We start from the raw sequence: 25,017 nt of genomic DNA, 5'->3' as shown, positions 1-25,017 counted from the left end.
AGCTACATCAGCTGGCTTTTTTTTGTTTAACTTATTTGGAAGATTTATATAAAAATGACCTTTAGTTGTTCAAACCTTTTTGCCTATTTCGTTTTAAACAATGATCTGCTTACCAGATATTAAACTGGCTAAAGTGATGTTTAAAATGCTTCGGATGGAATAGTTCCCATTCTTTAAATGTCAATAATCCAAAGCGGGGATGGATTGTCCTAGCGTCTGGATTTTCTTTGAAATATTCCTCATATGCATTTAAGCTATTAATCAGTTGCTCCTTTGCCTGATCTAACGTTTTATTTTTAAGAGGCATAAGATTATCTCCTAACCCAGGTGCCTTAATGCCCTTTGGGAATTCTATTTCAGTATAAATTAGTGTTTCTTTTTGTGCTAATTGTTTCTCATTGGGCGAGAAAGGAGGATAGGAAATTCTTCCGCTAGAAAGCTTAACAGTAATTGTTAAATGTTCCACCATATGTTGAGGGGACATTATCCCAAATTTAGCTTGAGTTTCTTCATTTAAGCGTTTAAGCTTTTGGTTTATTTCTGAACTATTCATGTGTTTATTTTTAGTAATTAAGGCAAAAAAAAGCGTTTGATAGAATCAAACGCCTTTTACCATTTAACGAACTCTAAATTTTTAACTACCGCACATTTCGCATCCATCAGGATCATCCAATGAACAAGAAATAGCATCTTGTTTTTGTGATTTAGCATCCATCTCTTCCTGCATTGCTTTGTCCACTTTAGGCTCAAAATTACTCTTGTCCAATGTGAACTTAATAGCACTTGTAGCAGCTTGAGATCTCAGGTAATACATTCCGGTTTTTAGTCCTTTTTTCCATGCATAAAAATGCATAGAAGTAAGCTTTCCAAAGTTAGGATCTTGTAAAAAGACATTCATACTTTGAGATTGACAAATGTAAGCCCCTCTGTCTGCAGCCATGTCAATCACGACCTTTTGTGAAATTTCCCAAACTGTCTTATAAATATCCTTGATGTTTTGAGGAACTCCTGGAAGAGTTTGTACAGATCCATTTGTTGAAATCAATCTATTTCTCATAGTATCATCCCAAAGACCTAATCGGATCAAATCTTTCATTAAATGCTTATTCACTACTATGAATTCACCGGAAAGAGTCCTTCTTGTGTAGATATTTGTGGTATATGGCTCAAAGCATTCGTTATTTCCAAGAATTTGGGAGGTTGAAGCAGTCGGCATAGGAGCAACCAATAGAGAGTTTCTCATACCATTCTTTTTGATTTTTTCTTTTAATGTATTCCAATCCCACCTTCCTGATTTTGGAGTCACTCCCCACATATCAAATTGTAAAATACCTTGAGAAGCAGGGGAGCCTTCATATGTTTCATAGGTTCCTTCAAGCATTGCAAGCTCCATGGAAGTTTCAGCTGCAGCGTAATAAATCGTTTCGAAGATATCTTCATTTAATCCTTTTGCTTCTGCTGATTCAAATGGCATTCTTAACATGATGAAAGCATCTGCCAATCCCTGAACTCCTAAGCCTATTGGTCTATGTCTAAAGTTTGATCTTCTTGCTTCTTCAACAGGGTAATAATTGACATCAATAACTTTATTTAAGTTTCTCGTTGCCACTTTCGTGATCTCATATAATTTTTGATGGTCAAAGAATAACTTACCATCAGGGCCCATTCTCACAAATTTTGGTAGAGCCAATGAGGCCAGATTACAAACGGCAACTTCATCTGGAGAAGTGTATTCTATTATTTCAGTACAGAGGTTTGATGATTTAATTGTGCCCAGATTTTTTTGATTTGACTTTCCATTAGCAGCATCTTTATAAAGCATGTATGGTGTACCTGTTTCGATCTGGGATTCTAATATCTCAAACCAAAGTTCCTGAGCTTTTATCGTCTCTCTTGCTCTTCCTTCTCTCTCATACTTTTCATACAGTCTTTCGAACTCTTCACCATGACATTCGGATAATCCTGGAGCTTCATTTGGGCAAAAGAGGGACCAATTTTCATTTTGCTCAACCCGCTTCATGAATAAATCTGGGATCCAAAGAGCATAGAATAAATCTCTTGCTCTCATCTCCTCTTTACCATGGTTTCTCTTCAATTCCAAAAAGTCTTTTACATCTGCATGCCAAGGCTCAAGATAAATTGCAAAACTTCCTTTTCTTTTTCCACCACCTTGATCCACATAGCGAGCCGTCATGTCAAAATTCCTGAGCATAGGCACTATTCCGTTAGAAACTCCATTCGTCCCTTTGATATACGATCCTTTGGCCCTAACATGATGTATAGAAAGTCCAATACCTCCAGCTGACTGAGAAATCTTGGCGCATTGCTTTAATGTGTCATAAATTCCATCAATACTATCATCCTTCATGGTCAATAAGAAACATGAAGAAAGTTGTGGTTTCGGAGTTCCTGCGTTAAAGAGCGTTGGAGTAGCATGAGTAAACCATTTCTGAGAAAGCAGATTATAAGTCTCCAAAACTGAATCTATATCTCCCTTATGGATTCCAACCGCTACTCTCATTAGCATATGCTGAGGTCTCTCCACTACTTTACCATCAAGTCGAATCAGGTAACTTCTCTCCAAAGTTTTATACCCAAAGTAATCGTAGTCAAAATCTCTTTTATAGTCAATTGCAGCATCAAATTTTGCAGCATTTTTCTTTATCACACCATAAACTTCCGGATCAATCAAAGACGCATTTGCTCCAGTCTTAGGATTGATGTAAGTATATAGTCTCTTCATCGTATTTGAGAAGGACTGACTGGTGGTTTTGTGAAGGTTAGATATAGCAATTCTAGCTGCTAAAACAGCGTAGTCAGGATGCTTAACTGTCAGGGAAGCACAAACCTCAGCAGCAAGATTATCTAGCTCGGTTGTTGTGACACCATCGTATAAACCATCGATTACTTTTTTAGCAACTTCTATTGGCTGAATGAATTTGGGATCTAATCCATAGCAAAGATTTTCAATACGAGCAGTGATTTTGTCAAATCTTACTGACTCTCTTCTTCCGTCTCTTTTTATTACTAACATATACTTTGGAGATTTAGGGTAAGTGGGTTATGGGATAAAATTAAAAGTCCTCTCCTATGGAGAATCTTGGAGATGAATCTGTCGCTTCAGTTGATTTCATAACTCCAGCTTTTTGATAGTCGCCTACTCTTTTTTCAAAGAAGTTGGTTTTACCTTGAAGTGAAATCATATCCATGAAATCAAAGGGATTGGTACTGTTCCATACCTTTTCACAATCTAATTCCACTAATAATCTATCAGCTACAAATTCAATATATTGACACATTAAATCGGCATTCATTCCTATTAGCCTAACAGGCAAAGCGTCGGTTACAAATTCCTTTTCAATTGTCACTGCATCAATTATAATCTCTCTAACAGTTTCTTTTGGTAATGGATTAACCACATGTTTGGTATATAGATGGCAGGCAAAATCACAATGCAAACCTTCGTCTCTTGAAATCAACTCATTTGAGAAAGTAAGCCCAGGCATCAATCCTCTTTTCTTTAACCAAAAAATAGAGCAAAATGAGCCAGAGAAGAAAATCCCTTCAACAGCAGCAAAAGCAATCAGCCTTTCCTGGAAGGAACCATTATCAATCCATCTAAGGGCCCAATCAGCTTTCTTCTTAACACAATCTATATGTTCTATTGCATTTAGTAATTTATCCCTCTCAGCACCGTCTTTAATATATGTATCAATTAAAAGACTGTAGGTTTCCGAGTGGATGTTCTCCATCGCAATTTGAAATCCGTAGAAAAACTTGGCCTCTGTATATTGGACTTCTGCCACAAAATGTTCTGCTAGGTTTTCGTTTACAATTCCATCACTCGCCGCAAAAAATGCTAATACATGAGATATAAAATGTCTTTCTCCATCGTTTAAACTTTTCCAATCAACCATATCCTGACCCAGGTCAATCTCTTCTGCTGTCCAAAAACTTGCCTCAGCCTTTTTATAAAATTGCCAAATGTCTGTGTGTTGGATAGGAAATAATACAAATCTGTTTTTGTTTTCTGATAAAATTGGTTCTTGCTGCATCTTTCTCTCTAAATAATTATTTCGTATTAAAATTAATTGGCTTCCTATTTTTGATATCTCACGGTGCGGGGATGAGAAAGGCTGCCTTTTCAGAACAGCCTTTGAACAAATATGTGAACCAATTTGGACAAATAAAATACCTAAAGGTGTACTTAAACCAAGTTTTTGAACTATAGTCAAATAGTGTTTAAAAAGCTATAATTCAGGATGATAAATGTACTTATAAAAAGTAAAAGATTAGCTAAATAAGCCAATATCGACCCTTTAAATTTTTTTTATAAACTTGAAAAAAATTTTTTTTACCAAAATTCAAGTACGTTTTTGAACCATGGTCAAATTATTTTTGGTTTCTACTGTTTTATTCAATTAATTGAATATCAATATGTAAAGAGGATTTTTTAGGTTTTAAAATACAAATTTGAAAACAAGAATATGTGCGATATCCAATTTTTTGGAATATTAACCACCTGTGAATATTCATTATATAAAAAAGTGGAGTTAGAAGGGGGTATATATTTTTGGAGACTGTTTTTTTCTTCCAATCATCTTCCTTATATTTGCACTCCGATTTCGACTAAGAATTCAAAATACTCATGTACGCAATTGTAAACATCGCAGGAAAGCAGTTCAAAGTAACAAAAGATCAGTTCGTCTTCGCTCCCAAGCTAGAAGGTGAAGCTGGCGCTTCCGTGGAATTTGACCAAGTTTTATTAGCTGAAGCTGATGGCTCTGTGTCAGTAGGAGCTCCTCTATTATCAGGAGCAAAGGTATCTGGGAAAATCCTAGATCATGTAAAAGGTGATAAAGTCATCGTCTTCAAAAAGAAGCGTCGTAAAGGCTACAAAAAGAAGAACGGTCATAGACAAGACTTTACTAAAGTATTGATCGAAAATATTGTACTATAAGTTTTCTCTCTGAAAACATAAAAGAATAAAACCATGGCACACAAAAAAGGCGTCGGTAGTTCCAAAAACGGAAGAGAGTCACATTCCAAAAGATTGGGTGTGAAGAAATTTGGTGGTGAGCAAGTAATTGCTGGAAATATCATCATTAGACAAAGAGGTACAAAGCATCATGCTGGAGAAAATGTAGGGGTAGGTAAAGACCATACATTATTTGCTCTTTCTGATGGAGTTGTGACATTTAAAAAGAAATTCGATGGTAAGTCATACGTAAGTGTGTTACCAGCTGAAGCATAATCTTTTAATTATATCATTCAAAAGCCCCTCCAAAAGAGGGGCTTTTTTTGTGCCTTTATTATTTCCTTCTGCCAATAGTCATTTTTTCAATTTAAGTTCCAAAGACTTTGCCTAAATTATTAACTTGGAAAACCACCAAATTAATTATTATGAGCAAATTGATACGTTACGGAATACTGTGTATTCTGATGGGGCTATCAGGAATTTCTTTTGCACAAGATGTTCCTAAGCCTGAAATTTATGATGCCCTTGAATGGCGCTTAGTAGGTCCACATAGAGGTGGGCGATCTGATGGAGTAACCGGAGTCGCTGGCAGCGACCACTCTTATTATTTCGCGTCGACCGGAGGAGGTGTTTGGAAAACCGTTGATTCTGGGAATACATGGAAACCTGTTTCTGATGGGTTTTTCGGAGGGTCAATAGGAGCGGTAGCAGTTTCAAAAAGTGATACAAGCGTCGTTTATGCAGGAGGTGGAGAAAAAACTGTCAGGGGAAATGTTTCTTTTGGTTATGGGGTATGGAAAAGCACTGATGCCGGAGAAAACTGGGAGCAAGCTGGGTTGGAGAAAAGTAGATTTATTTCCAGAATGAGAATTCATCCAGAAAACCCAGATGTTGTCTATGCTGCAGTGATGGGTGATATTTTCAAACCGGATGAAACAAGAGGAGTCTATAAGACGGTCGACGGAGGAATAACTTGGGAGAATATTCTTTTTTCAAGCGATGTAGCTGGGGCTGTGGATTTAGTGATGGATCCAAACAACCCGAATATACTTTTTGCAACAACCTGGGATATCAAGCGAACTCCCTATAGTTTGGAAAGTGGCGGGCCCGGTTCCAAAATGTTTAGAACTACCGATGGTGGAAAAACATGGGAGGATTTAACGAAAAAAGAAGGTTTCCCCGAGGGAATCCTTGGAATCATGGGCGTCTCCATATCCCCTGTAAATTCAGAAAGAGTTTATGCCATAATAGAAAATGAAAATGGAGGTGTTTTTGTATCTAAAGATGGAGGCGAATCTTGGGAAAAAACAAACGAAGATCGAAACTTAAGACAAAGAGCTTGGTATTACACCAGGATATTTGCTGATCCTAAGGATGAAGAAACGGTTTATGTATTGAATGTCAGTTATCATAAATCGACAGATGGAGGCAAGACCTTTAAGAGTGCAAATGCTCCTCACGGAGATCATCATGACCTTTGGATAGATCCGGATAATAATCAAAGGATGATTATCGCTGATGATGGAGGTGCTCAAATAACTGATGACGGAGGAAATAATTGGTCAAGTTTAATGAACCAGCCAACTTCCCAATTTTATAGGGTAACAACAGATAATAGCTTTCCTTATAGAATATATGGAGCCCAGCAGGATAATTCGACAGTACGGATCCGGCATAGAAATGATGGAAGATCGATTTCTGAATCAGACTGGGAGCGAACAGCTGGAGGTGAAAGTGGATGGATTGCTCCTGACCCACTAAATAATGATATTGTTTATGGAGGGTCATATGGTGGATATTTAACTAGGGTTAACCATGATAATAGAACTTCAAGATCAGTAAATGTTTACCCAAACAATCCAATGGGGCATGGGGCAGAAGATATGAAGTATAGATTCCAATGGAACTTCCCTATTTTCTTTTCTCCTCATAATCCAAAACTTCTTTATACTACCAGTAACCAATTTCATCGATCTACAAATGAAGGCCAAAGATGGGAGGTCTTTTCTCCTGATTTGACTAGAAATGATAAAAGTAAATTAGGTCCTTCAGGTGGACCAATCACCAAGGATAATACCTCTGTAGAATATTATGCGACTATTTTTACAGCTGCTGAATCACCAGTTAAAGCTGGAGTTCTTTGGGCTGGATCTGATGATGGATTGGTGCACGTTACCCAAGATAATGGTGCTTCTTGGCAAAATGTAACCCCTACAGATATGCCAGAATGGTTGCAAATAAATAGTATTGAAGCAAGTCCCTTTGATCCAGCTGAAGCATATTTTGCTGCAACTGGATATAAAAGTGGTAACTATGAACCTTATTTGTATACTACAAAGGATTACGGAAAGACATGGACTAAAATCACTTCGGGCATAAATGAAGAGCATTTTACCCGGGTAATTCGGGCCGACCCTGTGAAAAGAGGGATGCTATATGCAGGAACTGAAACAGGAATGTATTATTCCGAAGATGATGGAGCTTCTTGGCATTCTTTACAGTTGAATCTTCCTATCGTTCCCATTACGGATTTGGCGATTAAAGAAAATAATTTGATTGCAGCCACTCAGGGTAGGTCTTTTTGGATAATAGATGATTTAACAGTTTTACATCAGGCTGAGCCAGGAATGGAGAATAGTAATTTAACACTATTCAAACCACAGGATTCCTATAGAATGGATGGCTCAAAACGAAAGAGTTTAACAGCAGGTACTAATAGGCCAGGTGGTGTGCTTGTGTATTACTATATTAATGAAAAGCCTCAAGAAGAATTGAAAATTGAATTTTTTGATTCCAATGATCAACCTTTAAGAGTTTTTTCTACCAAAGGGATTGATGGGGACACTTTAAAAGTTAAAGAGGGAAGTAATGAGTTTAATTGGAATCTTCGTGTTGAAGAAGCAGAAGGCTTTGAAGGTCTCATCATGTGGTCAGGAAACCTAACCGGCCCCAAAGTGGTCCCTGGAACCTACAAAGTAAAGGTAACCCTTGATGGAGAAGCTCAAGAAGAGTCATTTAAAGTATTAGCTGATCCAAGATATGAAGCTACTCAAGAGGATCTGGTAGCTCAATATAATTACTTGATTGATGTGAGGGATAAGTTAACAGAGACACATAAAGTGATCAAGCTTATTCGTCAGTATAGATCTGAGATGGATAGTCTGGATACAAAGCCAGAAAATATAGAAATGATAAAGGCAGAAATGGATGAGATTGAAAAAACACTTTACCAAACTCAGAACCAAAGCCGTCAGGATCCTTTAAATTTCCCTATCAGATTGAATAATAAATTGGCTCATCTTAGCTCTGTAGTTGGAAATGGAGATTGGGCTCCAACAGATCAATCTTATGAAGTAAAAGAAGAACTTACAGAGAAAATCGATGTGCAGTTGGCACGGTTCAAGAAGTTAGAACAAACCCAGATTTCACAGATTTTCAATATTGAAGAGATGCGGACAAAATTGGATAAGAAAAAATAGATTAAAAACTCCCGAGAAATCGGGAGTTTTTTTTTAAAACGGTCTGTATGATTTTATTTGATCAAAGAACTGAAGTGTACTTTGAGGGGAAATAATCAAAATAAAAATTATTCCAAAAATTGCTCCGTACAAATGGGCATCATGGTTGATCGCATCTTCCCCGTTTTTACCTTTTACATAGGAATAGATTAAAAATAAACCACCTAGAATAAAGCCTGGCAAGCAAAGGATCCCAAATAGGCAAATATCAGACAAAGGCATAATGATAATACTAGCAAACACTGTTGCGGCTGTTCCACCAGATGCCCCTAATGCACGATAGTGGCTATTATCTTGGTTTTTTAAATAGGTAGGAATATCTGATAGTATTATTCCCAATAAATAGAAAAGCACAAAAATGAAGCCTCCCAAAAGCACTCCAAACTTATACCTCAGAAATTGTTCAACGAATCCTCCAAAAAAATAGAATGTAAACATGTTGAACAATAAATGCATGTAATCCTTGTGAATCAATCCAGAGGTTATAAATCGGTCCCATTGATTTCTTCTCTTGATTAAATAGGGCACAAACATCCAACGGTTAATAAACACTGGTTTATTGAATCCGGAAATACTTGAAATTGCTGTGATGATTATCAGCACCACCGTAATTGATAAATTCATATTTATTTTTCTCGATGGATCAAGTCCACGGTAATTTGCTTGAGTTCATCAAAATAGGATTGGTTATTGAACTTAATATTTTCCAGCTGATGAAAACCCGCCTGAAAATAACTGTTCATCTTATCCTCCGTAAGTTTTTTGATGCCAAGTTTTCCGTAAATAGCTTTTACTGAATCTACCTTTTCCGCTTTATCAAATTCTGTCTGGGATAACCAATGATTCAATTCCTGAGAATCCTTTCCCTTTGCAAGTTCTAATGCCTTGATGAGCAAAAATGTTTTTTTGTTGGAGATAATGTCACCACCTACTTGCTTGCCGAATTTTGCCTGATCTGCATAAACATCTAATAAATCATCTTTGAGTTGAAAACCAATCCCAATATTTACTCCGAAATCATAAAGCTTATTTGCCTCAACTTCTTCAGCTCCTCCTAATACGGCTCCAATCTTTAAAGCACAACCTAATAAAACTGCAGTTTTAAGTCGGATCATATTTATATATTCCTCCTCTGATACTTTTGGAAGACTTTCGAAGTTCATATCAAATTGTTGACCTTCACAAACTTCCGCAGCAGTCTTATTGAAAATTTTTATTATTTCTGGTAAAAGACTTTTGTCGGTTTCAAGAAGAAGATCATATGCTCTAACAAGCATTACATCACCTGATAAAATAGCTATGTTTTCATTCCACTTCTCATGAACGGTATCTTTACCTCTTCTTAGAGGAGCCTGATCCATGATGTCATCATGCATTAAGGTGAAGTTGTGAAACACTTCGATTGCTGAAGCTTGCTTCAGGATTTTTTCCGGGGCATTTTGATACATTCCATAGGTCAGGAGGCTCAATAATGGCCTAATCCTTTTACCTCCTAAGCTTAGAATATATTCAATTGGCTTGTATAATTCTATTGGTGATTCTCCGAAATTTTGAGACTTCAAAAAAGTCTCTAGTTTATCTAATAGCTCTGCCGCGTGGCTTTTTCCCATCATTGTCTGCAAATTCCAAATCTATAGTTCTTCGGTCAATATCAGTATTAACTACTCTGACCTTCACTTTGTCGCCCAAAGTGATCATTTTTTTTGTTTTAGATCCAACCAGTCTCATATTTTTCTGGTCGAATTCGTAATAATCATCATTCATATCCTGAACACGGATCATTCCTTCACATTTGGTTTCTGTGATTTCTACAAAAACTCCCCATTCAGTAATTCCACTTACTAAACCTTCGTAATCTTTCTGTTCGGCAAGAGACATAAATTCCACTTGCTTATACTTGATCGACGCCCTTTCAGCATCAGCAGCTCTTTTTTCCCGTTCAGAAGAATGAACACATTTTGGTTCCCAGTCTTCTGCATCAGGAGTTTTTCCACCTTGAAGATAATGATCCAATAATCGATGCACCATCATGTCTGGATACCTTCGAATAGGAGAAGTGAAGTGAGTATAATGCGCAAATGCTAAACCAAAGTGCCCTTTTGGATCGGTGGTATATTTTGCTTTTGCCATACTCCTGATAGCAAGCTGTTCCAAAACATTTTGTTCGGGCTTACCTTGAATTTCATCCATCAATTTATTCAACGCTCCTGAGACTTTCCTCTCATTTTCTATATCAAATTCATGTCCGAATCGTTTCGCAAAACCTGAAAAAGTCTCCAGTCTTTCCATGTCAGGAGAATCATGAGTTCTATAAACAAATGTGTCTTTTCCCTTTCCTTTTTTGAACACGAATTCTGCTACATATTTATTCGCTAAAAGCATGAACTCCTCAATCAGTTTATGGATGTCTTTTCTCTCTTTGACTATCAATCCAAGAGGCGTTCCTTTTTCGTCTAGCTTAAATTTAACTTCCACTGTCTCAAAATTTACAGCTCCGTGGTCAAATCTTCGTTTTCGCACTTTTTTGGCAAGATTGTTCAATAGAGTCAATTCGCTAAAGAAATCTCCAGATTGGTTGTCAATGTTTTCTTGTGCCTCTTCATAAGCAAATCTTCTATCGGAATGGATAATGGTTCTTCCTATCCAATGTTTAATCACATTGGCATCTCTATCCATTTCAAAAACACAGGAGAAGGTAAGCTTATCCTCATTTGGTCTTAAAGAGCACAAGCCGTTACTCAATTTTTCCGGTAGCATTGGGATGGTTCTATCAACCAAATAAACGGAGGTTGCTCTGTCATATGCCTCTTTTTCTAATGCTGTTTTTGGTTGAACATAGTGAGTTACATCTGCAATATGTACTCCAACCTCAAGATTTCCATTTGGAAGTACTTGATAAGAAATAGCATCATCAAAGTCTTTTGCATCAGCAGGATCGATTGTAAAAGTAGAGATTTCTCTAAAGTCCTTCCGCTTCTTAATTTCCTTTTCTGGAATCTTATCAGAAATGGAATTGGCTTCAGCTTCGGGCTCTTTTGGATATTCAAAAGGAAGTCCAAACTCAGCCATGATTGAGTGGATTTCCACTTCATGCAAGCCAGCCTGACCTAAGACTCGAATGACTTTTCCACTGGGGTTTTTATCTCCATCTCTCCATTCGGAAATCTTTACAATTACTTTTTCATTATGCTGGGCTCCCATTAAATCACCTCTATGCACAAAGATATCCTTGTGCATTTTCTTAAAATCAGGAACCACAAATGCAAAGCGAGGTGAAATTTCAACTCTACCTACAAACTCGTCTCTATCTCTTTCAAGGACCTCTAAGACTTTGCCTTCGGACTTTCCAAATTTCCCTTTTAATGGATAGACCATTATTCTGACTTTATCCCCATCTAAGGCTTGTTTCATATCTGCCTCTTTCACAAGAATATCCCCGTCATTTTGGGTTGGATCATCCGGTATGATAAATGCAAATCTTGGATTTACATAGTCGACAGTACCGATGATAAAATTTGGATCCTTTGTAGATGAATAATAATTTCTGGGGTTTTTTGAAACGTGACCGCTATCAACCAGTTTCGATAAAATGGGTTCTACGGCACCTTTGCTTAGTGAGTCGCGAATTTCTAACTTCTTTATTATTTGTTTGGAGTTGAATTCATCTCCATAATTAGCGTCTAAAAATTGGAGGATGCGCCTGGTCAAATTGGCCTGATCGTTACTATGTCCTCTTTTACTGTTTTTTGATTTTTTTCTGTCTGATTTTCTTCCCATTTGTCGGGGTTGTTGTGTTAATCCAATGTATAAAGATTTATATGCCTTTTTGCATTAACCTTTACGATCTTTTGGTGAATCTTCTAGGTGCACCATCTCAATTTCCATTTCGTCAAGTTGAGGGTGCATAGCTAAATAAACGCGGGCAGTTACTTCTACGTCTTTTCGGCAATAAGTTTTGATTCGATTTATATCTTTTTCTAGGTGAAAAGTGGTATTGACCTGACTGCCATCTAGGTCTTCTTTGGAAGTGGGAATGCCAAAAACTGCAGCTAAAAGTTCCAGTCGGGTGTAATGCTTATAATCCCCAAATTTCCAAAGCTCAAGGGTGTCCAAATGCCTTACCTCCCAAGGCTTTTTCCCTGCGATTTGTAGAGGTTCTGGCAATGAAACTCCTTGCACTAGCATTCTTCTACATAAGTAAGGGAAATCAAATTCTTTCCCGTTATGTGCACAAAGAATCCATTTTTTCTTCTCTAATAATCCATTTAATGACAAAAGAAGTTCCCTTTCGTCTTCATTTGAGAAAACTTTAGATCTAAAAACGAGTTTTTTATCCTTTTTTTTCCATTGAAAATACCCTACACCAACGCAAATAACCTGACCAAATTCAGCATGTATCCCAGCTTTATCAAAGTATAGTGCTCCTGGTTCTACTTTTCCATGGTCTGTTTGAATCAGTTTTTCTTTTTTGATCCACTCATCCCTTAACCTCGGACTCAGGTCCTCAAATTTTTCGGTCAATGATGCTGTTTCAATGTCCAAAAAAAGAATATCCCCTAATTGATCAAAAAAGTTAGCCATAAACAGTGGATTTAACTATGAAGAATCCCTTCCAGGCCCAGCTCCGGGATTTCCTGAAAGTTGGTAGGGTTAAAACTACCTGGAGTAAATATAAACTTTTTATCAAAAATCTGATCAAGGATATAATAACTCACCCAAAATTCATTCGTCAATGAAAATACTCCCGGATCAATCGGTTCAACTTTTGCAAAGGATTGTGGACCCAATTCCTCGATCATATGCCTCAAGGTTGAAGTAAGCCTCTTTTCTCCTTTTAGCATCCCATAACCTTTCGAGGTGATCATGACTGTTCTTAATTCAATTAAGTTCAGATTGAGAATATATACATTCCAATCCGTATTGTTTTTTTCTTTTACAATAGCCAGTTTAACACCAGTTACTGGTTGAAAATCAATATCCTTTTTCATTTATTAATTAACTAATTCCATCTCAAATAGATCTACAAGATGGTTTTTAACTTTTTCTTTTACCTCGTTTAGATTGATTTCTCTTTCGAGTTCTTTGCTTAGGGAAGTAACGGCTTTATCATCAATTCCACAGGGGATAATATGGTTAAAGAAATTCAAATCAGTGTTGATATTAAATGCAAAACCATGCATCGTAACCCAACGGCTGGATTTTACTCCCATTGCACAAATTTTTCTTGGATTTTTCTGTTCAATATGATCAATCCATACCCCGGTCAATCCTTCAATTCTACCTGATTCAATTTGATAATCCAACAGGGTACGGATGATTGCTTCTTCAAGAAATCTTAAATATTTATGGATATCTGTGAAAAAATTATCAAGGTCCAAGATAGGATATCCCACCAACTGTCCTGGGCCATGATAAGTAATATCCCCACCACGATTGATCTTATAATAACGTGCCTCGTGATTTTGGAGACCTTGCTCGTCCAATAGTAAATTTTCTTCCTTTCCGCTTTTCCCCAAGGTATACACATGTGGGTGCTCTACAAAAAAGACATAATTTTCAGTCTTTTCCTGCAAATCAAGAGTCAAATTTCTATTCTTAATTTTTTTAGAAACAATCTCTGCAAAAATTGACTCCTGAAAATCCCAAGCTTCTTGATAGTCCATCTTTCCGAGATCTCGGAATTCAACTTTTTTATTAATAATTTCGTTCATCTGATGCCTATGGAGTTTTTAATCAACTCCTTTTTTTGGCTTTCCGTTCTATTATTTTTCAAAATTAAGCAATTATTCAAGATGGCTGAACATAACGACAGTGGGCGATTGGCAGAAGAATTAGCTTCGAAATGGCTGATCGAAAAAGGTTTTGAACTTCAAGAGCAAAATTATCGCCATGGGTATGCTGAAATCGATCTTATTTTAACCTATAAAAAGCTTTTGGTATTTGTGGAAGTTAAGTTTCGTTCCGGTACTGGCTTTGGGTATGCAGAAGAATTTGTTGACTACACTAAAAGGAAACTAATAATTAAAGCAGCGGATCAGTACATTTATGAGAATAATTGGGATTTTGATATCCGTTTTGATATTGTTGGCGTTTACAGAGACAGGACTGGTGCTTACAATTTCAAACATTTTGAAGACGCCTTTTATTGAAAATCAACCCAAAAAGATTTACAGATATGAAAAAGTTTTTAGTCTCTTTTATCCTTTCAATTTTTGCTTTTGCTGTTGTAGCTCAAACAAGTAAAAAAGATGATCAAATCATAGAAGATAGCCAGGACGCCAAAGAGGCTTTTTTAAAAGATGATCCTGACATGGCTAAGTTTTTTGACGAATCTTATGCTTATATCATACTTCCAAACGTAGGAAAGGGCGGATTGGGAATTGGCGGTGCAGCAGGAAATGGAGTGGCTTATGAAAAAGGTGAAATGATTGGGTTTGCAAAAATGACGCAGGTGACCATTGGTTTTCAAGCAGGTGGTCAAGTTTACAGCGAGGTGGTTTTTTTCGAATCTGAAGAGGAGTTTGATAGATTTAAAGAAAATAAAATTGAAATGGCGGCACAGGTGTCAGCGGTGGCAGCAGCTTCTGGTGCTTCATTAAATGCAGAATATGTAGATGGTGTAGCGGTATTTACAAGAACAAAAGGAGGCTTGATGTATGAAGCTTCTGTAGGAGGTCAACAGTTCAAATACAGGGAGAAATAGAAAATTACATTTCCTTCCTGTAGACTAAATTTCCGTCCTTATCCCATTCTGCGCGGATATATGGGCGGAAATTTTTTGTGTATGCTTCCTCCTGATATTGAATTTCACGCTTTCTGATGGCTTTGGTATTTCCAGTGTCCCAATATTCTGTCCAAAGACCTACTTTTTCCCCATATTGATATTCACCAGTGACCGCAACTTGCCTATCATCATAGAAATAAAAATAATTTCCCTCTTCCAACCCATATTGGATCGGGGTAATTTCCTCAACTTTTTGGGTAGTTCTATCATAGAATGAAACCCTTGATTCTCTTGGCCACCCTTCATTGAAGTGATTTTTATCGAGAAGTACATTTTTTGAATCAAAAAGCATCCAAGTTTTGTGCTTCGTACCAAAATAAAACATACCGCTCTCTACTACTGTCTCATTGATTTTCCTTTCATAAGGACCATGAAGTAAATAGCCTTTTCCTTCTTGATATCCAGAAGTTCGAATGTTTCTCTCTTGGGCATCAAACCAATACACGTCACGGATGTATGGATCTAAAGGCCTTTCCTGTTCGGTATAATTAAAAAACTCATAGATTTCTTGTCCACGAATATTTCTTTTAGCCAAGCCTCTTTTTGTTTTGACACCGAACCAGATGTTTTTTCTCGCTTTTTTCTTTTTTTCTTTTTTCTCTTCTTTTTCAGCACCGTCATCAAAAAGTAACAAGGGCATGGTCGTAGGCAAAAGATTGGAATTCACAACTCCTGAAGAATCGGGATCTGATTCAGCTTTTTGAGCAAAAGCAGTTTCTTGCAGTATTAGGATGAATAATAGAAATAAAGAAAACTTATTCATTGTATATTTTAAACGCCATCTCTTTGCTTGTATTTCATTTCAAAAATAACATTTCAATATCAAATGCTGACATTTGTTTAGATTTTATAATCTTCTCTCTATTTTTGGGAGATTTTGAATAAACCACAGGAAAAAATGAAATCTATTCTATCAGATCGGATTATTAATATGGAAGAATCAGCTACGCTGGCAATGGCAAAAAAAGCCAGAGAGCTGAAATCCAAAGGTATTGACATCATTGGGTTAAGTCTCGGTGAACCTGATTTTAAAACCCCTAAGCATATTCAGGAAGCTGCAAAGGATGCGATTGATGAAGGGAAATACTTTTCTTACCCTCCTGTGGCAGGATATCAGGATTTGAGAGAGGCAATAGCAAAAAAGCTAAGAGAGGAAAATGAAATTTCTGAAGCAAAGGCTGAAAATATAGTGGTATCCACCGGAGCAAAGCATTCTATTGCCAATGTATTCATGTGTTTGATCAATGAAGGAGATGAGGTGGTAATCTTTTCGCCTTACTGGGTGAGTTATGCTGAAATCATCAAATTGGCGGGAGGAGTACCGGTTTTGATCGAGGGTACGTTAGAAAATAACTTCAAGGCTACAGCAGCACAATTGGAAGAGGCTATTACTCCAAAAACAAAAGCTGTAATCTATTCATCTCCATGTAATCCAACTGGATCTGTTTTTAGTAAAGAGGAATTAGAAGAAATAGCTCAAGTGATCTTGAAGAATGATAATCTTATGGTGATTGCTGATGAGATTTACGAATTGATTAATTTCGCCGGAAGAAATTATAGTATTGCATCCTTCCCTGGGATGTTTGAAAGAACAATTACAGTCAATGGATTCTCAAAAGGATATGCGATGACAGGCTGGAGAGTGGGATATATTTGCGGACCTTTATATATAGCTAAAGCAGTAGAAAAAATTCAGGGACAATTTACTTCTGGAGGAACAGGTATTGCCCAAAGAGCAGCCTTGACTGCTATATCCCATGATCAAACTCCTTCAAAAGAAATGGCAAAGGCTTATTTTAAAAGGAGAGAGTTGGTTATGGGTTTACTAAAAGAAATCCCGGGAATTAAGACCCACGTTCCTGAAGGAGCATTTTATTTCTTCCCAGATGTGACAGCATTTTTTGGCAAGTCTGCACATGGACATACCATCAACAATGCAGATGATCTTTGTTTATACTTGTTGGAAGTAGCGAATGTATCGTTGGTGACTGGAGCTGCTTTTGGGGCTCCTTCATGCGTGCGTTTGTCTTATGCAGCATCTGAAGAGGATTTGAAAGAAGCTTTGGGGAGAATGAAAAAAGCACTGGGTGAATTAGCCTAATCCCCATTTTAAAATTGAGGATAACCCTGAAGATTTTCGGGGTTATTTTTTTGCCTAGCCGGAAAGACTTAATTTTGGGCAAATCTTTTTTATGGCCGAAGTAATAGTAATAACACCCGTCAAAAATTCCATAGAAACTACTCTGGACACGGCAAAAGCAATCGCTGCTTCGGATGTAAAAGTTCATCACGTAATTTTCAATGATTTTAGTACGGTTGAAACCAAGCAAAAGTTAGAAGAAAATATATCCAGCATTGGATATGAATTAATCCACATTGAAGACCTGACGGATCATCCTTCTCCCAATTACAAATTGGTATTGCAACTTTCCCAAAAAATGGGGTTAGAAAAAGGAATACCAGTTTTAGTAGTGGAATCTGATGTTGTGGTTAAGCCTGATACAATTTCCACTCTATTAAATTATCAACAGACGCACTTAAATTCCGGTTTGGTTGGTTCTGTGACAGTGGATGAAAAAGGGGTTGTTAACTTTCCATATTTGAAGTTTAAGGGAGTTAAAGAATCCGTTATTTCTACCCAAAGAAGTCTTAGTTTTTGCTGTACCTTGTTTTCATTGCCATTTTTGAAGGCATTTGACTTTACTGAATTAGATGAGGCAAAAGATTGGTATGATACCTTTATTTCGAAGAAGGCAATTGAATTGGGTTTTGAGAATTATGTGCTGATGAATGCTCCGGTCTGGCATCGTCCCCATGCAAGTCGACCTTGGAAACAATTGAAATACTCGAATCCTATTAAGTACTATTTCTTGAAATTCTGGAAAGGCTTGGATAAAATATAATTTTTCAGTCCATGAATTGAAGCATCTTCTGATTGGTAGATTTCAAAGCAAGAGTGTCCCTTCCAAATTCCTTCAATAAATACCCATTAGATCGAAGTAACTCATAACAAGCTTCTAGATCATTTGGGTCCAGATTTTCATTCTCAAAAATAATTGCTTCTGGTTGCGTTCTAGCAATGTCAAAGATTTTTATCACTTCTAAATCATAGCCCTCTGCATCGATTTGAAGCAAATCAATTTTTGAAATCTGATACTTTTGTATTAGAGTATCGGGGGAGATTACCAATACTTCTGTGAAACTGATTCTATCCTTTGGGTTTTCTGGTATTAGGATACCTTCTTTGCTGCAGTTTTTTTCTACAACTCCATTTTTAAAGGCTAATTCAATTTTTTCCAAAGAAAAAGATGCCAATCCAGTGGCCCATCTATCTTCACTAAATGCGATTTTGTATAATTTTTGACTCCCGTCTAATGAACCTATTGCTGCACAAATAGGATATATTCCCTTATCATATTGATAGATTTTGGATAATTCATTCGTGAAAACATTGGGCTGTGGCTCAAGCAAAACACCTTTCCAATGATCTCTTTTAATAAATTTATGAATGGGATCATTTGTGATTCCGTCATTTGCACCTATTTGGATGACAAAAAACTTTCCAATTTTTGACTTGGAATACTCCGATAGGAACTCTGCTAAGCTCCCCTTTTTTGGGGAATAAAGATTTTTATAATAAAATGTGAAAAATGGATGATTAGAGGCACTTAATTCAAAACGTTTCTTCTTCCAACTATTTTTAATTAAATTCTTTAATGCGTTTTTCATCAACACTGTTCTAGTTACGGAGCGAATTAAAGAAATAATTTAGAGTAGTTCTTATAAAATACTTGAATTATTTATTTTCTTAAAGGTAAGCCCAAAAACTTCAATAAAGTGTTATATGGCTTTGACCATGTTCGCTGAAAGCGTAAAGGTCCATTTAATTCTCGCTCGAAGAAATCCTGATGTTTAGAATTTAAATAAGCTATTCTCGCCCTTTTTTTCTCATTTGTGCCAGTTTTCTTTCTTTTGCTACTTGGAGTAAGCCTATAGAAAAAGCCTACAAATGGAAGTTGAATTACTTCACCCCCATCTTTTAACATTTTTATCCAAAACTCCCAATCCTCACGGCCATAGTTCATGTCCTCCGAAAATCCTCCGCAGGCCTCCCAATCGGATTTCCTAAATAACGCCGATACAAAAATCATATTATCTCTTGCCAAAAGATTCCTTGTAAATGGTTTAAGTTTCCATAGCTTTTTCTTCTTTTTGTTGAATTTTAATGCTTTACAATAAACCACTTTTACTTCAGGTCTTTTCGTTAGGGTATTTGCAGCTTCCTCTAAGTAATTTTTCGAAATAAGGTCGTCCCCATCTAAACACAAAATAAAAACCCCTTTTGATGATTCAATTCCCCGATTACGAGCAACAGTTACACCTTGGTTCTGCTGATTAAGAACTTTAATCTCTTGATACTGATTAGCCAATTGTTCAGCTAATTCTTTGCTTCCGTCCGTAGATCCATCATTTACTATGATAATTTCTAAAGCAGAATAATCTGAATTTAGAGCGGATAATACAGTTTCCTTTAAATATTGGGCTTGATTGTAACAAGGAATTATAACACTCACCAAAGGTTTTGGACGTTCCATAGGTACAAATTAAAAACTAATTATTCGTTTTTCTGACATTTTTATATTGTTCTATTTATCGGTGATTAAGACTTTTTTTATTAGAATAAACTGAAAAAATCCAAACAATAATTTGTTTAATTAAATAGAAGTAATAAATTTATAGAGGTGATTAAACAACTTTTCTCTATTATTTGATTTTTTAAGACTTTGAATTCGGTAAGGATTCATTTTTCGAACTCTATCAGTTTTCAAAAATCCGGATGAAAATCCGGATTTTTTTTTGATGATTTTTAGTAAAATTTTGAATTAAAATTTCATTTCTTTGATGCATGGTCTTATCCCGGAAGCTTATTTTTTCTTTCTTATTTTGCATTATAGGACTTGCTCCCCTTCTTGCCCAAGTCGATAATCCAAAACTCGACACTAACTATATTGATGTACAAGAAAAATTATTTATTTCCAGACTTTACTTGTCCCGTAAGTACACCAATTTATTAATCCGTGTTCCAGATCAAGAACGAAATTATGTTTTTGAACCAAATTCTGGGATCAATCTTGGATTAGGATTCACGTATCAGTTTTTCACGTTAAATGTTGCAGTGCCTTTTGGGTTTATGAATCCTGACAGACAGAAGAATTGGCCTACGTATTTGGATCTTCAGGCTCATGCATATCCTCAAAAATGGATCTTTGATTTATATGCTCAGTTTTATCGGGGGTATACTATGGATCAGAAATTTCTTGAGAATTCAGATACGAAATACTTGAGAAAAGATATGAAATTGAATTCCATAGGACTTAATGCTAATTATTTGTTTGGAGGAGAAAAACTTACTTTGGCTGCTGCCTTTAATCAGGTAGCAATTCAGAAGAAGTCTGCTTTTTCTCCCTTTATAGGATTTGAGAGTTATGTTGGAAGTATGAAAGGGGACTCTTTGTTGATTCCCGAAAATGAATCAGTGAACGATTTGAATTTTAAAAAAGCAAACTATTTCCAATTTGGGCCCAATGTAGGGCTAGCAGGCACCTTAGTTTTTTGGAATGGATTTTTTTTGACTGGAGTTGCTTCGGTTAATTATAGCGTTGGCTTCGCCCGATGGGAAAGGGAAGATGTGGAATTTAAAAAATGGGGGGGAGTACCAACTTATCTGCTTAGAGGTTTTTTTGGCTATAATAATAAGCGATTTTCGATCAATGTAAATTATGTTTATAAAAATCTTAATCTTGTACTTCAAAGACCTTTTGATCAAGCGGTAAATACTGGGAATTATCGTTTGAACCTCATTTATAAATTCAAGGTGAGTAAAGAATTTTCAGATTGGTTTTATAAAATAAATCCAATGCGAATAATCAATAAAAATCTCCCTCATTAAATAAGAACAAAACAATTACGAGTTTAAGTATAAATTCAAAAAGTATGTCAGATCAATTTGGAATTAAGAAATCATTAGAGCGACTTGGTATTAAATCAAAGAATTTGGGAAATTCTACTGGAATCCAATGGCAGGATTCAGGAGAAGCTTTTATATCATCATTTTCTCCAGCCGATGGAAAATTAATTGCCGAAGTTCAAATCTCCAATAAGGAAACTTATGATGCGATAATTTCTCAAGCTCAAAAGGCATTCGAAACTTGGAGGCTTGTTCCTGCTCCCCAAAGAGGAGAAATTGTACGGGAAATCGGAAATGCGTTAAGGGAAATAAAAGCAGATTTGGGAAAGCTTGTCTCTTATGAAATGGGAAAGTCTTACCAGGAAGGATTGGGTGAAGTGCAGGAGATGATTGATATCTGTGATTTTGCTGTAGGTTTATCTCGTCAGTTATATGGTCTTACAATGCATTCTGAGCGCCCTGGACATAGAATGTACGAACAGTGGCACCCATTGGGGATTGTAGGTATAATTTCTGCTTTTAATTTTCCAGTTGCGGTTTGGTCTTGGAATGCTGCTTTAGCTTGGGTTTGCGGAGATGTTTGTCTTTGGAAACCTTCTGAAAAAGCGCCACTTTCAGGGATTGCCTGTCAGAAAATCGCAGCAAAGGTTTTTGAAAAACACGGGATGCCAGAAGGAATTTGTTCATTGATCATTGGTGATTATAAAGTTGGAGAGTTGATGTCACACGATCCCCGTATTCCATTGATTTCTGCGACAGGATCTACCCGAATGGGCAAGTTAGTTGGACAAGCAGTAGGCGGTCGGTTAGGGAGATCCTTATTAGAATTAGGGGGGAACAATGCAATTATTATTACCCCTGAAGCTGATATGGACATAGCAATTAGAGGAGCTTTGTTTGGAGCAGTTGGCACAGCCGGACAGCGATGTACTTCAACCCGAAGACTGATAGTTCATTCGAGTATTTTTGAGGAAGTAAAAACCAGGTTGGCAAAAGCCTATTCAAAACTGGTAATCGGAAATCCCTTGGATGAGAAAAATCATGTTGGACCAGTGATCGATAAGGATGCGGTTAACATGTATTTGGCTGCTACAAAAAAAATAATCGAAGAAGGTGGGAAAGTAGTGGTAGCAGGAGGGGTTTTAGAGGGAGATGGATATGAGTCAGGTTGCTATGTAAAACCTGCGATTTTTGAAGCTGAAAATCAATTCGAAATCGTCCAGCATGAAACGTTCGCTCCAATCTTATATTTGATAAAATACGATACGATCGAGGAAGCAATTGCTATACAGAATGGAGTTCCACAAGGCCTATCTTCAGCAATTATGACCTTGAATATGCGAGAAGCAGAGGCATTCCTTTCAGTCGCTGGATCGGATTGTGGGATAGCTAACGTCAATATTGGTACTTCAGGAGCTGAAATTGGAGGAGCTTTTGGTGGGGAAAAAGAAACAGGAGGAGGAAGGGAGTCTGGTTCGGATGCCTGGAAAGCCTATATGCGTCGTCAGACCAATACGATCAATTATAGCTCTAATTTACCTTTGGCTCAAGGGATTAAGTTTGATATTTAATTGAAAATACTGGCTTCTTTACAGCAGTAGAGTGTCTTTTGGAAGATTAGGGAAAAATATTATAGCTCATTTTCAATAGCTTATAGCTTTTGTCAAAGAAAATGTTTGGCTAAAAGAAAATAGAAATTACCTTTGCAATCCATTTGAGATACAATGGGAGTTTAGCTCAGTTGGTTCAGAGCATCTGCCTTACAAGCAGAGGGTCGGGGGTTCGAATCCCTCAACTCCCACTTTCAATTCCGATATCCTCGGGATTTTTTGTTTTATGGATCTTCAGATTTAGCTGATCAAGCCAAATTGAAAAAGGGTATCCTAATAGAATCACAATTAGCATTACATTATTAAATAGAGAAGCATAAAACTGTTAACCGTTATTCTCGGCATTTTCTCTTTCATTTTGGTATAATCTGTTAAACCCAGCCAAAATATTTGGGTATACTTTCAAACAAGTAACCCGATAGCCTAAAATAAACTACCAACTATTTAAGCTTTCATAGTCTAGGTCATTTATTGAAAAATCCCTGATTAATTTAATTAGGAATTAATAAATAAAAATTAATCAGTTCAAAATTGTTTATAGAGCGAACAAGCTTATCAGTTTCTTTCGCATTTTATATTTTTTGTCATAAAAATGAAAAGGAAAGTTTGATCAAAAACTCTCCTTTTGCTTATTGGATGTTTAGCATAAAACCTGCCCGAAACCATCTTCCAGGCATTTGGATTGTCGCTGCTTCAATATATTCGGTATCGGTTAAATTTGAAGCTTCAGCAAAGAACCCAATTTTACCAATTCGATTGTAATCTACTCTCATGTCCATCAAAAAATAAGGATCCTGATTCATCCGATCCACATATCGGAATTTCGTATTCCATTCAATTTTTTTTCCTATTCCAAAAAGGACACCGCCAATTACATGGTTTTTTAAAAAAGTTAAAGCATATCTTGTTTCAATGCCTGGTTGTTGGATTAGATCAGCTTGATAAAAATGTAGGAAAAGCTAAATTCTCTTACCTGAACCAGCCAATTGCTTGGGTTTACTCTGTAAAAAAGAGATGCTTCAATTCCATTAAATTTGACTTCATTGAAGTTTTGAGGTTGCCAAGGTGTACTTTTATCTGGCCTAGTCCATTCAATCAAATTGTCAGTATTTCTTAGGAAATAAACCAGTTCAACTCTAAATCCTGATTTGGCCCACTTGGCTCCTACTTCAAAGTTTTGGGCTTCTTCTGGTTTTAGTTGATCATTTCCAATATTCGTTGGACCAACATAATAAAGGTCTGTAAAACTTGGGGTTCTATAACTGACTCCATAACCGGAAAAAAAGCACAAGGCTTCATCATTCGCCTGAAAACCAATTTATGCTACAGGGAAATGCTTCCAGCCATATCCTGAATTGTAATTGAATAAACACCTGCTCTCAGGTCTACTTTTGATCCCAAATTCACTAAGTGCTCTAGAAAAATTCCACTGAGATTTCTTTCTCTATTTCCAAGGTTGTTACTTACCAGAGATTTCTTTCTTGTTTTCAAACCAAATCCTGTGGTCCCTAGGGAGCTTTTTAAATTCCCATTTGCTTCCAAAGCAAAGACTTCAGAGGTATGATTGTTTTGGTAAAATTCAGTTTCATTTCGTCTCAGACGATATTCATCTGTATTATGCCTGTAATAAGTTCTGGTGTTGAGGTAAAAACTTGAAAGGTTTAGTGTGTGAGTAAATGAAGCCAAAGTCGTCTGTATACTTTCCCATTGATCAGGAAAGGAGCTTGAATAAAACCCATTAGCGCTAAAAGTTCTGTCCGTATAAGCCAGCATTCCACGAATTGCACTATTGTTATTGATGTCAATTCCTCCCTCGTAAAATATATTACTGACTTTATTGGCTGAATTGTATTGATAGCCATTTGAATCATCGTAGGAAAGGGCAAGGTTTTGCCTGTATTTTCCCATTGGGAGTGAACCCGCAAAATTGACACCTTTCATCCCAAAGTCACCTGCATAACCTTGCAATCTTAGATACTGTTCATCATTCAAAGCCGTAATAACATTTATGGCTCCAGCGTAGGCATTCTGACCAAAAATCCTGGAGCCTGGACCTTTTAGAACTTCTACTCTATCCACATTTACCAATGGAACAGGGATATTCATCATGTGATGGCCTGTTTGAGGATCTGTTAATTTGATACCGTTGAGAAGCATAA

Annotated in this window: 24 protein-coding genes and 1 tRNA gene; 10 read left to right on the top strand and 15 right to left on the bottom strand. The window is 36.7% G+C overall.

Annotation, left to right across the window (positions count from 1 at the left end; genetic code table 11):
- Nucleotides 1–109: 109 nt before the first annotated feature.
- The 3 genes from AAGF08_RS19300 to AAGF08_RS19290 all read right to left on the bottom strand — a co-directional run bounded on the left by AAGF08_RS19300 (nucleotide 110) and on the right by AAGF08_RS19290 (nucleotide 4,055).
- Entirely contained in the window at nucleotides 110–553 is a 444-nt protein-coding gene (locus AAGF08_RS19300) for a hypothetical protein (protein WP_343513046.1), read from the bottom strand.
- An 81-nt stretch (nucleotides 554–634) separates the two neighbouring features.
- Nucleotides 635–3,034: a ribonucleoside-diphosphate reductase subunit alpha gene (locus tag AAGF08_RS19295; RefSeq protein ID WP_343513044.1), complete on the bottom strand. Its 2,400-nt coding sequence runs from the start codon at nucleotides 3,032–3,034 to the stop codon at nucleotides 635–637.
- 40 nt (nucleotides 3,035–3,074) lie between these two features.
- Entirely contained in the window at nucleotides 3,075–4,055 is a 981-nt protein-coding gene (locus tag AAGF08_RS19290) for a ribonucleotide-diphosphate reductase subunit beta (RefSeq protein WP_343513043.1), read from the bottom strand.
- A gap of 593 nt (nucleotides 4,056–4,648) precedes the next feature.
- Here AAGF08_RS19290 and rplU point away from each other — a divergent pair.
- From rplU to AAGF08_RS19275, 3 genes are all read left to right on the top strand, one after another.
- Nucleotides 4,649–4,960, top strand: a complete 312-nt coding sequence (rplU, locus tag AAGF08_RS19285) for a 50S ribosomal protein L21 (RefSeq protein WP_343513042.1) — start codon at nucleotides 4,649–4,651, stop codon at nucleotides 4,958–4,960.
- A 33-nt stretch (nucleotides 4,961–4,993) separates the two neighbouring features.
- Nucleotides 4,994–5,254: a 50S ribosomal protein L27 gene (rpmA, locus tag AAGF08_RS19280; protein ID WP_074222821.1), complete on the top strand. Its 261-nt coding sequence runs from the start codon at nucleotides 4,994–4,996 to the stop codon at nucleotides 5,252–5,254.
- Between the two features lie 149 nt (nucleotides 5,255–5,403).
- Nucleotides 5,404–8,457 (top strand): glycosyl hydrolase, encoded by a 3,054-nt coding sequence (locus AAGF08_RS19275; protein WP_343513041.1) that lies wholly within the window; start codon nucleotides 5,404–5,406, stop codon nucleotides 8,455–8,457.
- Nucleotides 8,458–8,490: 33 nt separating this feature from the next.
- Here AAGF08_RS19275 and AAGF08_RS19270 read toward each other — a convergent pair whose 3' ends face one another.
- From AAGF08_RS19270 to lipB, 6 genes are read right to left on the bottom strand one after another with little or no spacing between them, the layout of a single operon-like run.
- Nucleotides 8,491–9,120, bottom strand: coding sequence for a rhomboid family intramembrane serine protease (locus tag AAGF08_RS19270; RefSeq protein ID WP_343513040.1), 630 nt, complete (start codon nucleotides 9,118–9,120; stop codon nucleotides 8,491–8,493).
- Nucleotides 9,121–9,122: 2 nt separating this feature from the next.
- On the bottom strand, nucleotides 9,123–10,109 hold the full coding sequence (locus AAGF08_RS19265; RefSeq protein ID WP_343513039.1) for a polyprenyl synthetase family protein: 987 nt from the start codon (nucleotides 10,107–10,109) through the stop codon (nucleotides 9,123–9,125).
- The gene (rnr, locus tag AAGF08_RS19260) at nucleotides 10,072–12,273 is read right to left on the bottom strand and encodes a ribonuclease R (RefSeq protein ID WP_343513038.1); all 2,202 of its coding nucleotides are present in this window, start codon (nucleotides 12,271–12,273) and stop codon (nucleotides 10,072–10,074) included. The genes AAGF08_RS19265 and rnr overlap by 38 nt, the downstream gene beginning before the upstream one ends.
- A gap of 54 nt (nucleotides 12,274–12,327) precedes the next feature.
- A complete protein-coding gene (locus AAGF08_RS19255; RefSeq protein WP_343513037.1) occupies nucleotides 12,328–13,077 on the bottom strand; it encodes a 3'-5' exonuclease in 750 nt (249 codons plus the stop codon).
- Between the two features lie 11 nt (nucleotides 13,078–13,088).
- The gene (locus tag AAGF08_RS19250) at nucleotides 13,089–13,484 is read right to left on the bottom strand and encodes a hypothetical protein (RefSeq protein WP_343513036.1); all 396 of its coding nucleotides are present in this window, start codon (nucleotides 13,482–13,484) and stop codon (nucleotides 13,089–13,091) included.
- A 3-nt stretch (nucleotides 13,485–13,487) separates the two neighbouring features.
- Nucleotides 13,488–14,207, bottom strand: a complete 720-nt coding sequence (lipB, locus tag AAGF08_RS19245) for a lipoyl(octanoyl) transferase LipB (protein WP_343513035.1) — start codon at nucleotides 14,205–14,207, stop codon at nucleotides 13,488–13,490.
- 81 nt (nucleotides 14,208–14,288) lie between these two features.
- On the opposite strand from lipB, the gene AAGF08_RS19240 reads away from it, so the two are divergent.
- Together AAGF08_RS19240 and AAGF08_RS19235 are read left to right on the top strand one after the other, a co-directional pair.
- Nucleotides 14,289–14,645 (top strand): YraN family protein, encoded by a 357-nt coding sequence (locus AAGF08_RS19240; protein WP_343513034.1) that lies wholly within the window; start codon nucleotides 14,289–14,291, stop codon nucleotides 14,643–14,645.
- A 26-nt stretch (nucleotides 14,646–14,671) separates the two neighbouring features.
- Nucleotides 14,672–15,199: a YSC84-related protein gene (locus AAGF08_RS19235; RefSeq protein WP_343513033.1), complete on the top strand. Its 528-nt coding sequence runs from the start codon at nucleotides 14,672–14,674 to the stop codon at nucleotides 15,197–15,199.
- A gap of 4 nt (nucleotides 15,200–15,203) precedes the next feature.
- Here AAGF08_RS19235 and AAGF08_RS19230 read toward each other — a convergent pair whose 3' ends face one another.
- Complete coding sequence (locus tag AAGF08_RS19230; RefSeq protein ID WP_343513032.1) at nucleotides 15,204–16,043, bottom strand: hypothetical protein; 840 nt, start codon at nucleotides 16,041–16,043, stop codon at nucleotides 15,204–15,206.
- 135 nt (nucleotides 16,044–16,178) lie between these two features.
- Between AAGF08_RS19230 and AAGF08_RS19225 the strand changes: the two genes are divergently transcribed.
- On the top strand, nucleotides 16,179–17,381 hold the full coding sequence (locus AAGF08_RS19225; RefSeq protein WP_343513030.1) for a pyridoxal phosphate-dependent aminotransferase: 1,203 nt from the start codon (nucleotides 16,179–16,181) through the stop codon (nucleotides 17,379–17,381).
- 91 nt (nucleotides 17,382–17,472) lie between these two features.
- Entirely contained in the window at nucleotides 17,473–18,183 is a 711-nt protein-coding gene (locus tag AAGF08_RS19220; protein ID WP_343513028.1) for a glycosyltransferase family 2 protein, read from the top strand.
- 4 nt (nucleotides 18,184–18,187) lie between these two features.
- On the opposite strand, the gene AAGF08_RS19215 is transcribed toward AAGF08_RS19220, so the two are convergent.
- A complete protein-coding gene (locus tag AAGF08_RS19215; RefSeq protein WP_343513027.1) occupies nucleotides 18,188–19,009 on the bottom strand; it encodes an FkbM family methyltransferase in 822 nt (273 codons plus the stop codon).
- A 71-nt stretch (nucleotides 19,010–19,080) separates the two neighbouring features.
- On the bottom strand, nucleotides 19,081–19,875 hold the full coding sequence (locus AAGF08_RS19210; protein ID WP_343513026.1) for a glycosyltransferase family A protein: 795 nt from the start codon (nucleotides 19,873–19,875) through the stop codon (nucleotides 19,081–19,083).
- A 311-nt stretch (nucleotides 19,876–20,186) separates the two neighbouring features.
- Between AAGF08_RS19210 and AAGF08_RS19205 the strand changes: the two genes are divergently transcribed.
- The 3 genes from AAGF08_RS19205 to AAGF08_RS19195 all read left to right on the top strand — a co-directional run bounded on the left by AAGF08_RS19205 (nucleotide 20,187) and on the right by AAGF08_RS19195 (nucleotide 23,049).
- Nucleotides 20,187–21,230, top strand: a complete 1,044-nt coding sequence (locus AAGF08_RS19205) for a DUF4421 domain-containing protein (RefSeq protein ID WP_343513025.1) — start codon at nucleotides 20,187–20,189, stop codon at nucleotides 21,228–21,230.
- A gap of 44 nt (nucleotides 21,231–21,274) precedes the next feature.
- Nucleotides 21,275–22,819: an aldehyde dehydrogenase family protein gene (locus tag AAGF08_RS19200; protein ID WP_343513024.1), complete on the top strand. Its 1,545-nt coding sequence runs from the start codon at nucleotides 21,275–21,277 to the stop codon at nucleotides 22,817–22,819.
- A 155-nt stretch (nucleotides 22,820–22,974) separates the two neighbouring features.
- Nucleotides 22,975–23,049: transfer RNA gene (locus AAGF08_RS19195), tRNA-Val, on the top strand.
- A gap of 438 nt (nucleotides 23,050–23,487) precedes the next feature.
- Here AAGF08_RS19195 and AAGF08_RS19190 read toward each other — a convergent pair.
- From AAGF08_RS19190 to AAGF08_RS19180, 3 genes are all read right to left on the bottom strand, one after another.
- Nucleotides 23,488–23,661, bottom strand: coding sequence for a hypothetical protein (locus AAGF08_RS19190; protein WP_343513023.1), 174 nt, complete (start codon nucleotides 23,659–23,661; stop codon nucleotides 23,488–23,490).
- Nucleotides 23,662–23,786: 125 nt separating this feature from the next.
- Complete coding sequence (locus tag AAGF08_RS19185) at nucleotides 23,787–24,149, bottom strand: TonB-dependent receptor (RefSeq protein WP_343513022.1); 363 nt, start codon at nucleotides 24,147–24,149, stop codon at nucleotides 23,787–23,789.
- A 32-nt stretch (nucleotides 24,150–24,181) separates the two neighbouring features.
- The gene (locus AAGF08_RS19180; protein WP_343513021.1) at nucleotides 24,182–25,015 is read right to left on the bottom strand and encodes a TonB-dependent receptor plug domain-containing protein; all 834 of its coding nucleotides are present in this window, start codon (nucleotides 25,013–25,015) and stop codon (nucleotides 24,182–24,184) included.
- Nucleotides 25,016–25,017: the final 2 nt, after the last annotated feature.

The sequence above is a fragment of the Algoriphagus sp. SE2 genome (genome assembly GCF_039563885.1).
Lineage (GTDB): Bacteria > Bacteroidota > Bacteroidia > Cytophagales > Cyclobacteriaceae > Algoriphagus.
This window is presented reverse-complemented; position numbering and strand designations above follow the sequence as displayed.

Excerpts from the sequence above, each read along its gene's own strand:
- AAGF08_RS19300 (WP_343513046.1), bottom strand. The coding sequence starts at position 553 with ATGAATAGTTCAGAAATAAACCAAAAGCTTAAACGCTTAAATGAAGAA.
- AAGF08_RS19295 (WP_343513044.1), bottom strand. The coding sequence starts at position 3,034 with ATGTTAGTAATAAAAAGAGACGGAAGAAGAGAGTCAGTAAGATTTGAC.
- AAGF08_RS19290 (WP_343513043.1), bottom strand. The coding sequence starts at position 4,055 with ATGCAGCAAGAACCAATTTTATCAGAAAACAAAAACAGATTTGTATTA.
- rplU (WP_343513042.1), top strand. The coding sequence starts at position 4,649 with ATGTACGCAATTGTAAACATCGCAGGAAAGCAGTTCAAAGTAACAAAA.
- rpmA (WP_074222821.1), top strand. The coding sequence starts at position 4,994 with ATGGCACACAAAAAAGGCGTCGGTAGTTCCAAAAACGGAAGAGAGTCA.
- AAGF08_RS19275 (WP_343513041.1), top strand. The coding sequence starts at position 5,404 with ATGAGCAAATTGATACGTTACGGAATACTGTGTATTCTGATGGGGCTA.
- AAGF08_RS19270 (WP_343513040.1), bottom strand. The coding sequence starts at position 9,120 with ATGAATTTATCAATTACGGTGGTGCTGATAATCATCACAGCAATTTCA.
- AAGF08_RS19265 (WP_343513039.1), bottom strand. The coding sequence starts at position 10,109 with ATGATGGGAAAAAGCCACGCGGCAGAGCTATTAGATAAACTAGAGACT.
- rnr (WP_343513038.1), bottom strand. The coding sequence starts at position 12,273 with ATGGGAAGAAAATCAGACAGAAAAAAATCAAAAAACAGTAAAAGAGGA.
- AAGF08_RS19255 (WP_343513037.1), bottom strand. The coding sequence starts at position 13,077 with ATGGCTAACTTTTTTGATCAATTAGGGGATATTCTTTTTTTGGACATT.
- AAGF08_RS19250 (WP_343513036.1), bottom strand. The coding sequence starts at position 13,484 with ATGAAAAAGGATATTGATTTTCAACCAGTAACTGGTGTTAAACTGGCT.
- lipB (WP_343513035.1), bottom strand. The coding sequence starts at position 14,207 with ATGAACGAAATTATTAATAAAAAAGTTGAATTCCGAGATCTCGGAAAG.
- AAGF08_RS19240 (WP_343513034.1), top strand. The coding sequence starts at position 14,289 with ATGGCTGAACATAACGACAGTGGGCGATTGGCAGAAGAATTAGCTTCG.
- AAGF08_RS19235 (WP_343513033.1), top strand. The coding sequence starts at position 14,672 with ATGAAAAAGTTTTTAGTCTCTTTTATCCTTTCAATTTTTGCTTTTGCT.
- AAGF08_RS19230 (WP_343513032.1), bottom strand. The coding sequence starts at position 16,043 with ATGAATAAGTTTTCTTTATTTCTATTATTCATCCTAATACTGCAAGAA.
- AAGF08_RS19225 (WP_343513030.1), top strand. The coding sequence starts at position 16,179 with ATGAAATCTATTCTATCAGATCGGATTATTAATATGGAAGAATCAGCT.
- AAGF08_RS19220 (WP_343513028.1), top strand. The coding sequence starts at position 17,473 with ATGGCCGAAGTAATAGTAATAACACCCGTCAAAAATTCCATAGAAACT.
- AAGF08_RS19215 (WP_343513027.1), bottom strand. The coding sequence starts at position 19,009 with ATGAAAAACGCATTAAAGAATTTAATTAAAAATAGTTGGAAGAAGAAA.
- AAGF08_RS19210 (WP_343513026.1), bottom strand. The coding sequence starts at position 19,875 with ATGGAACGTCCAAAACCTTTGGTGAGTGTTATAATTCCTTGTTACAAT.
- AAGF08_RS19205 (WP_343513025.1), top strand. The coding sequence starts at position 20,187 with ATGGTCTTATCCCGGAAGCTTATTTTTTCTTTCTTATTTTGCATTATA.
- AAGF08_RS19200 (WP_343513024.1), top strand. The coding sequence starts at position 21,275 with ATGTCAGATCAATTTGGAATTAAGAAATCATTAGAGCGACTTGGTATT.
- AAGF08_RS19190 (WP_343513023.1), bottom strand. The coding sequence starts at position 23,661 with ATGAATCAGGATCCTTATTTTTTGATGGACATGAGAGTAGATTACAAT.
- AAGF08_RS19180 (WP_343513021.1), bottom strand. The coding sequence starts at position 25,015 with ATGCTTCTCAACGGTATCAAATTAACAGATCCTCAAACAGGCCATCAC.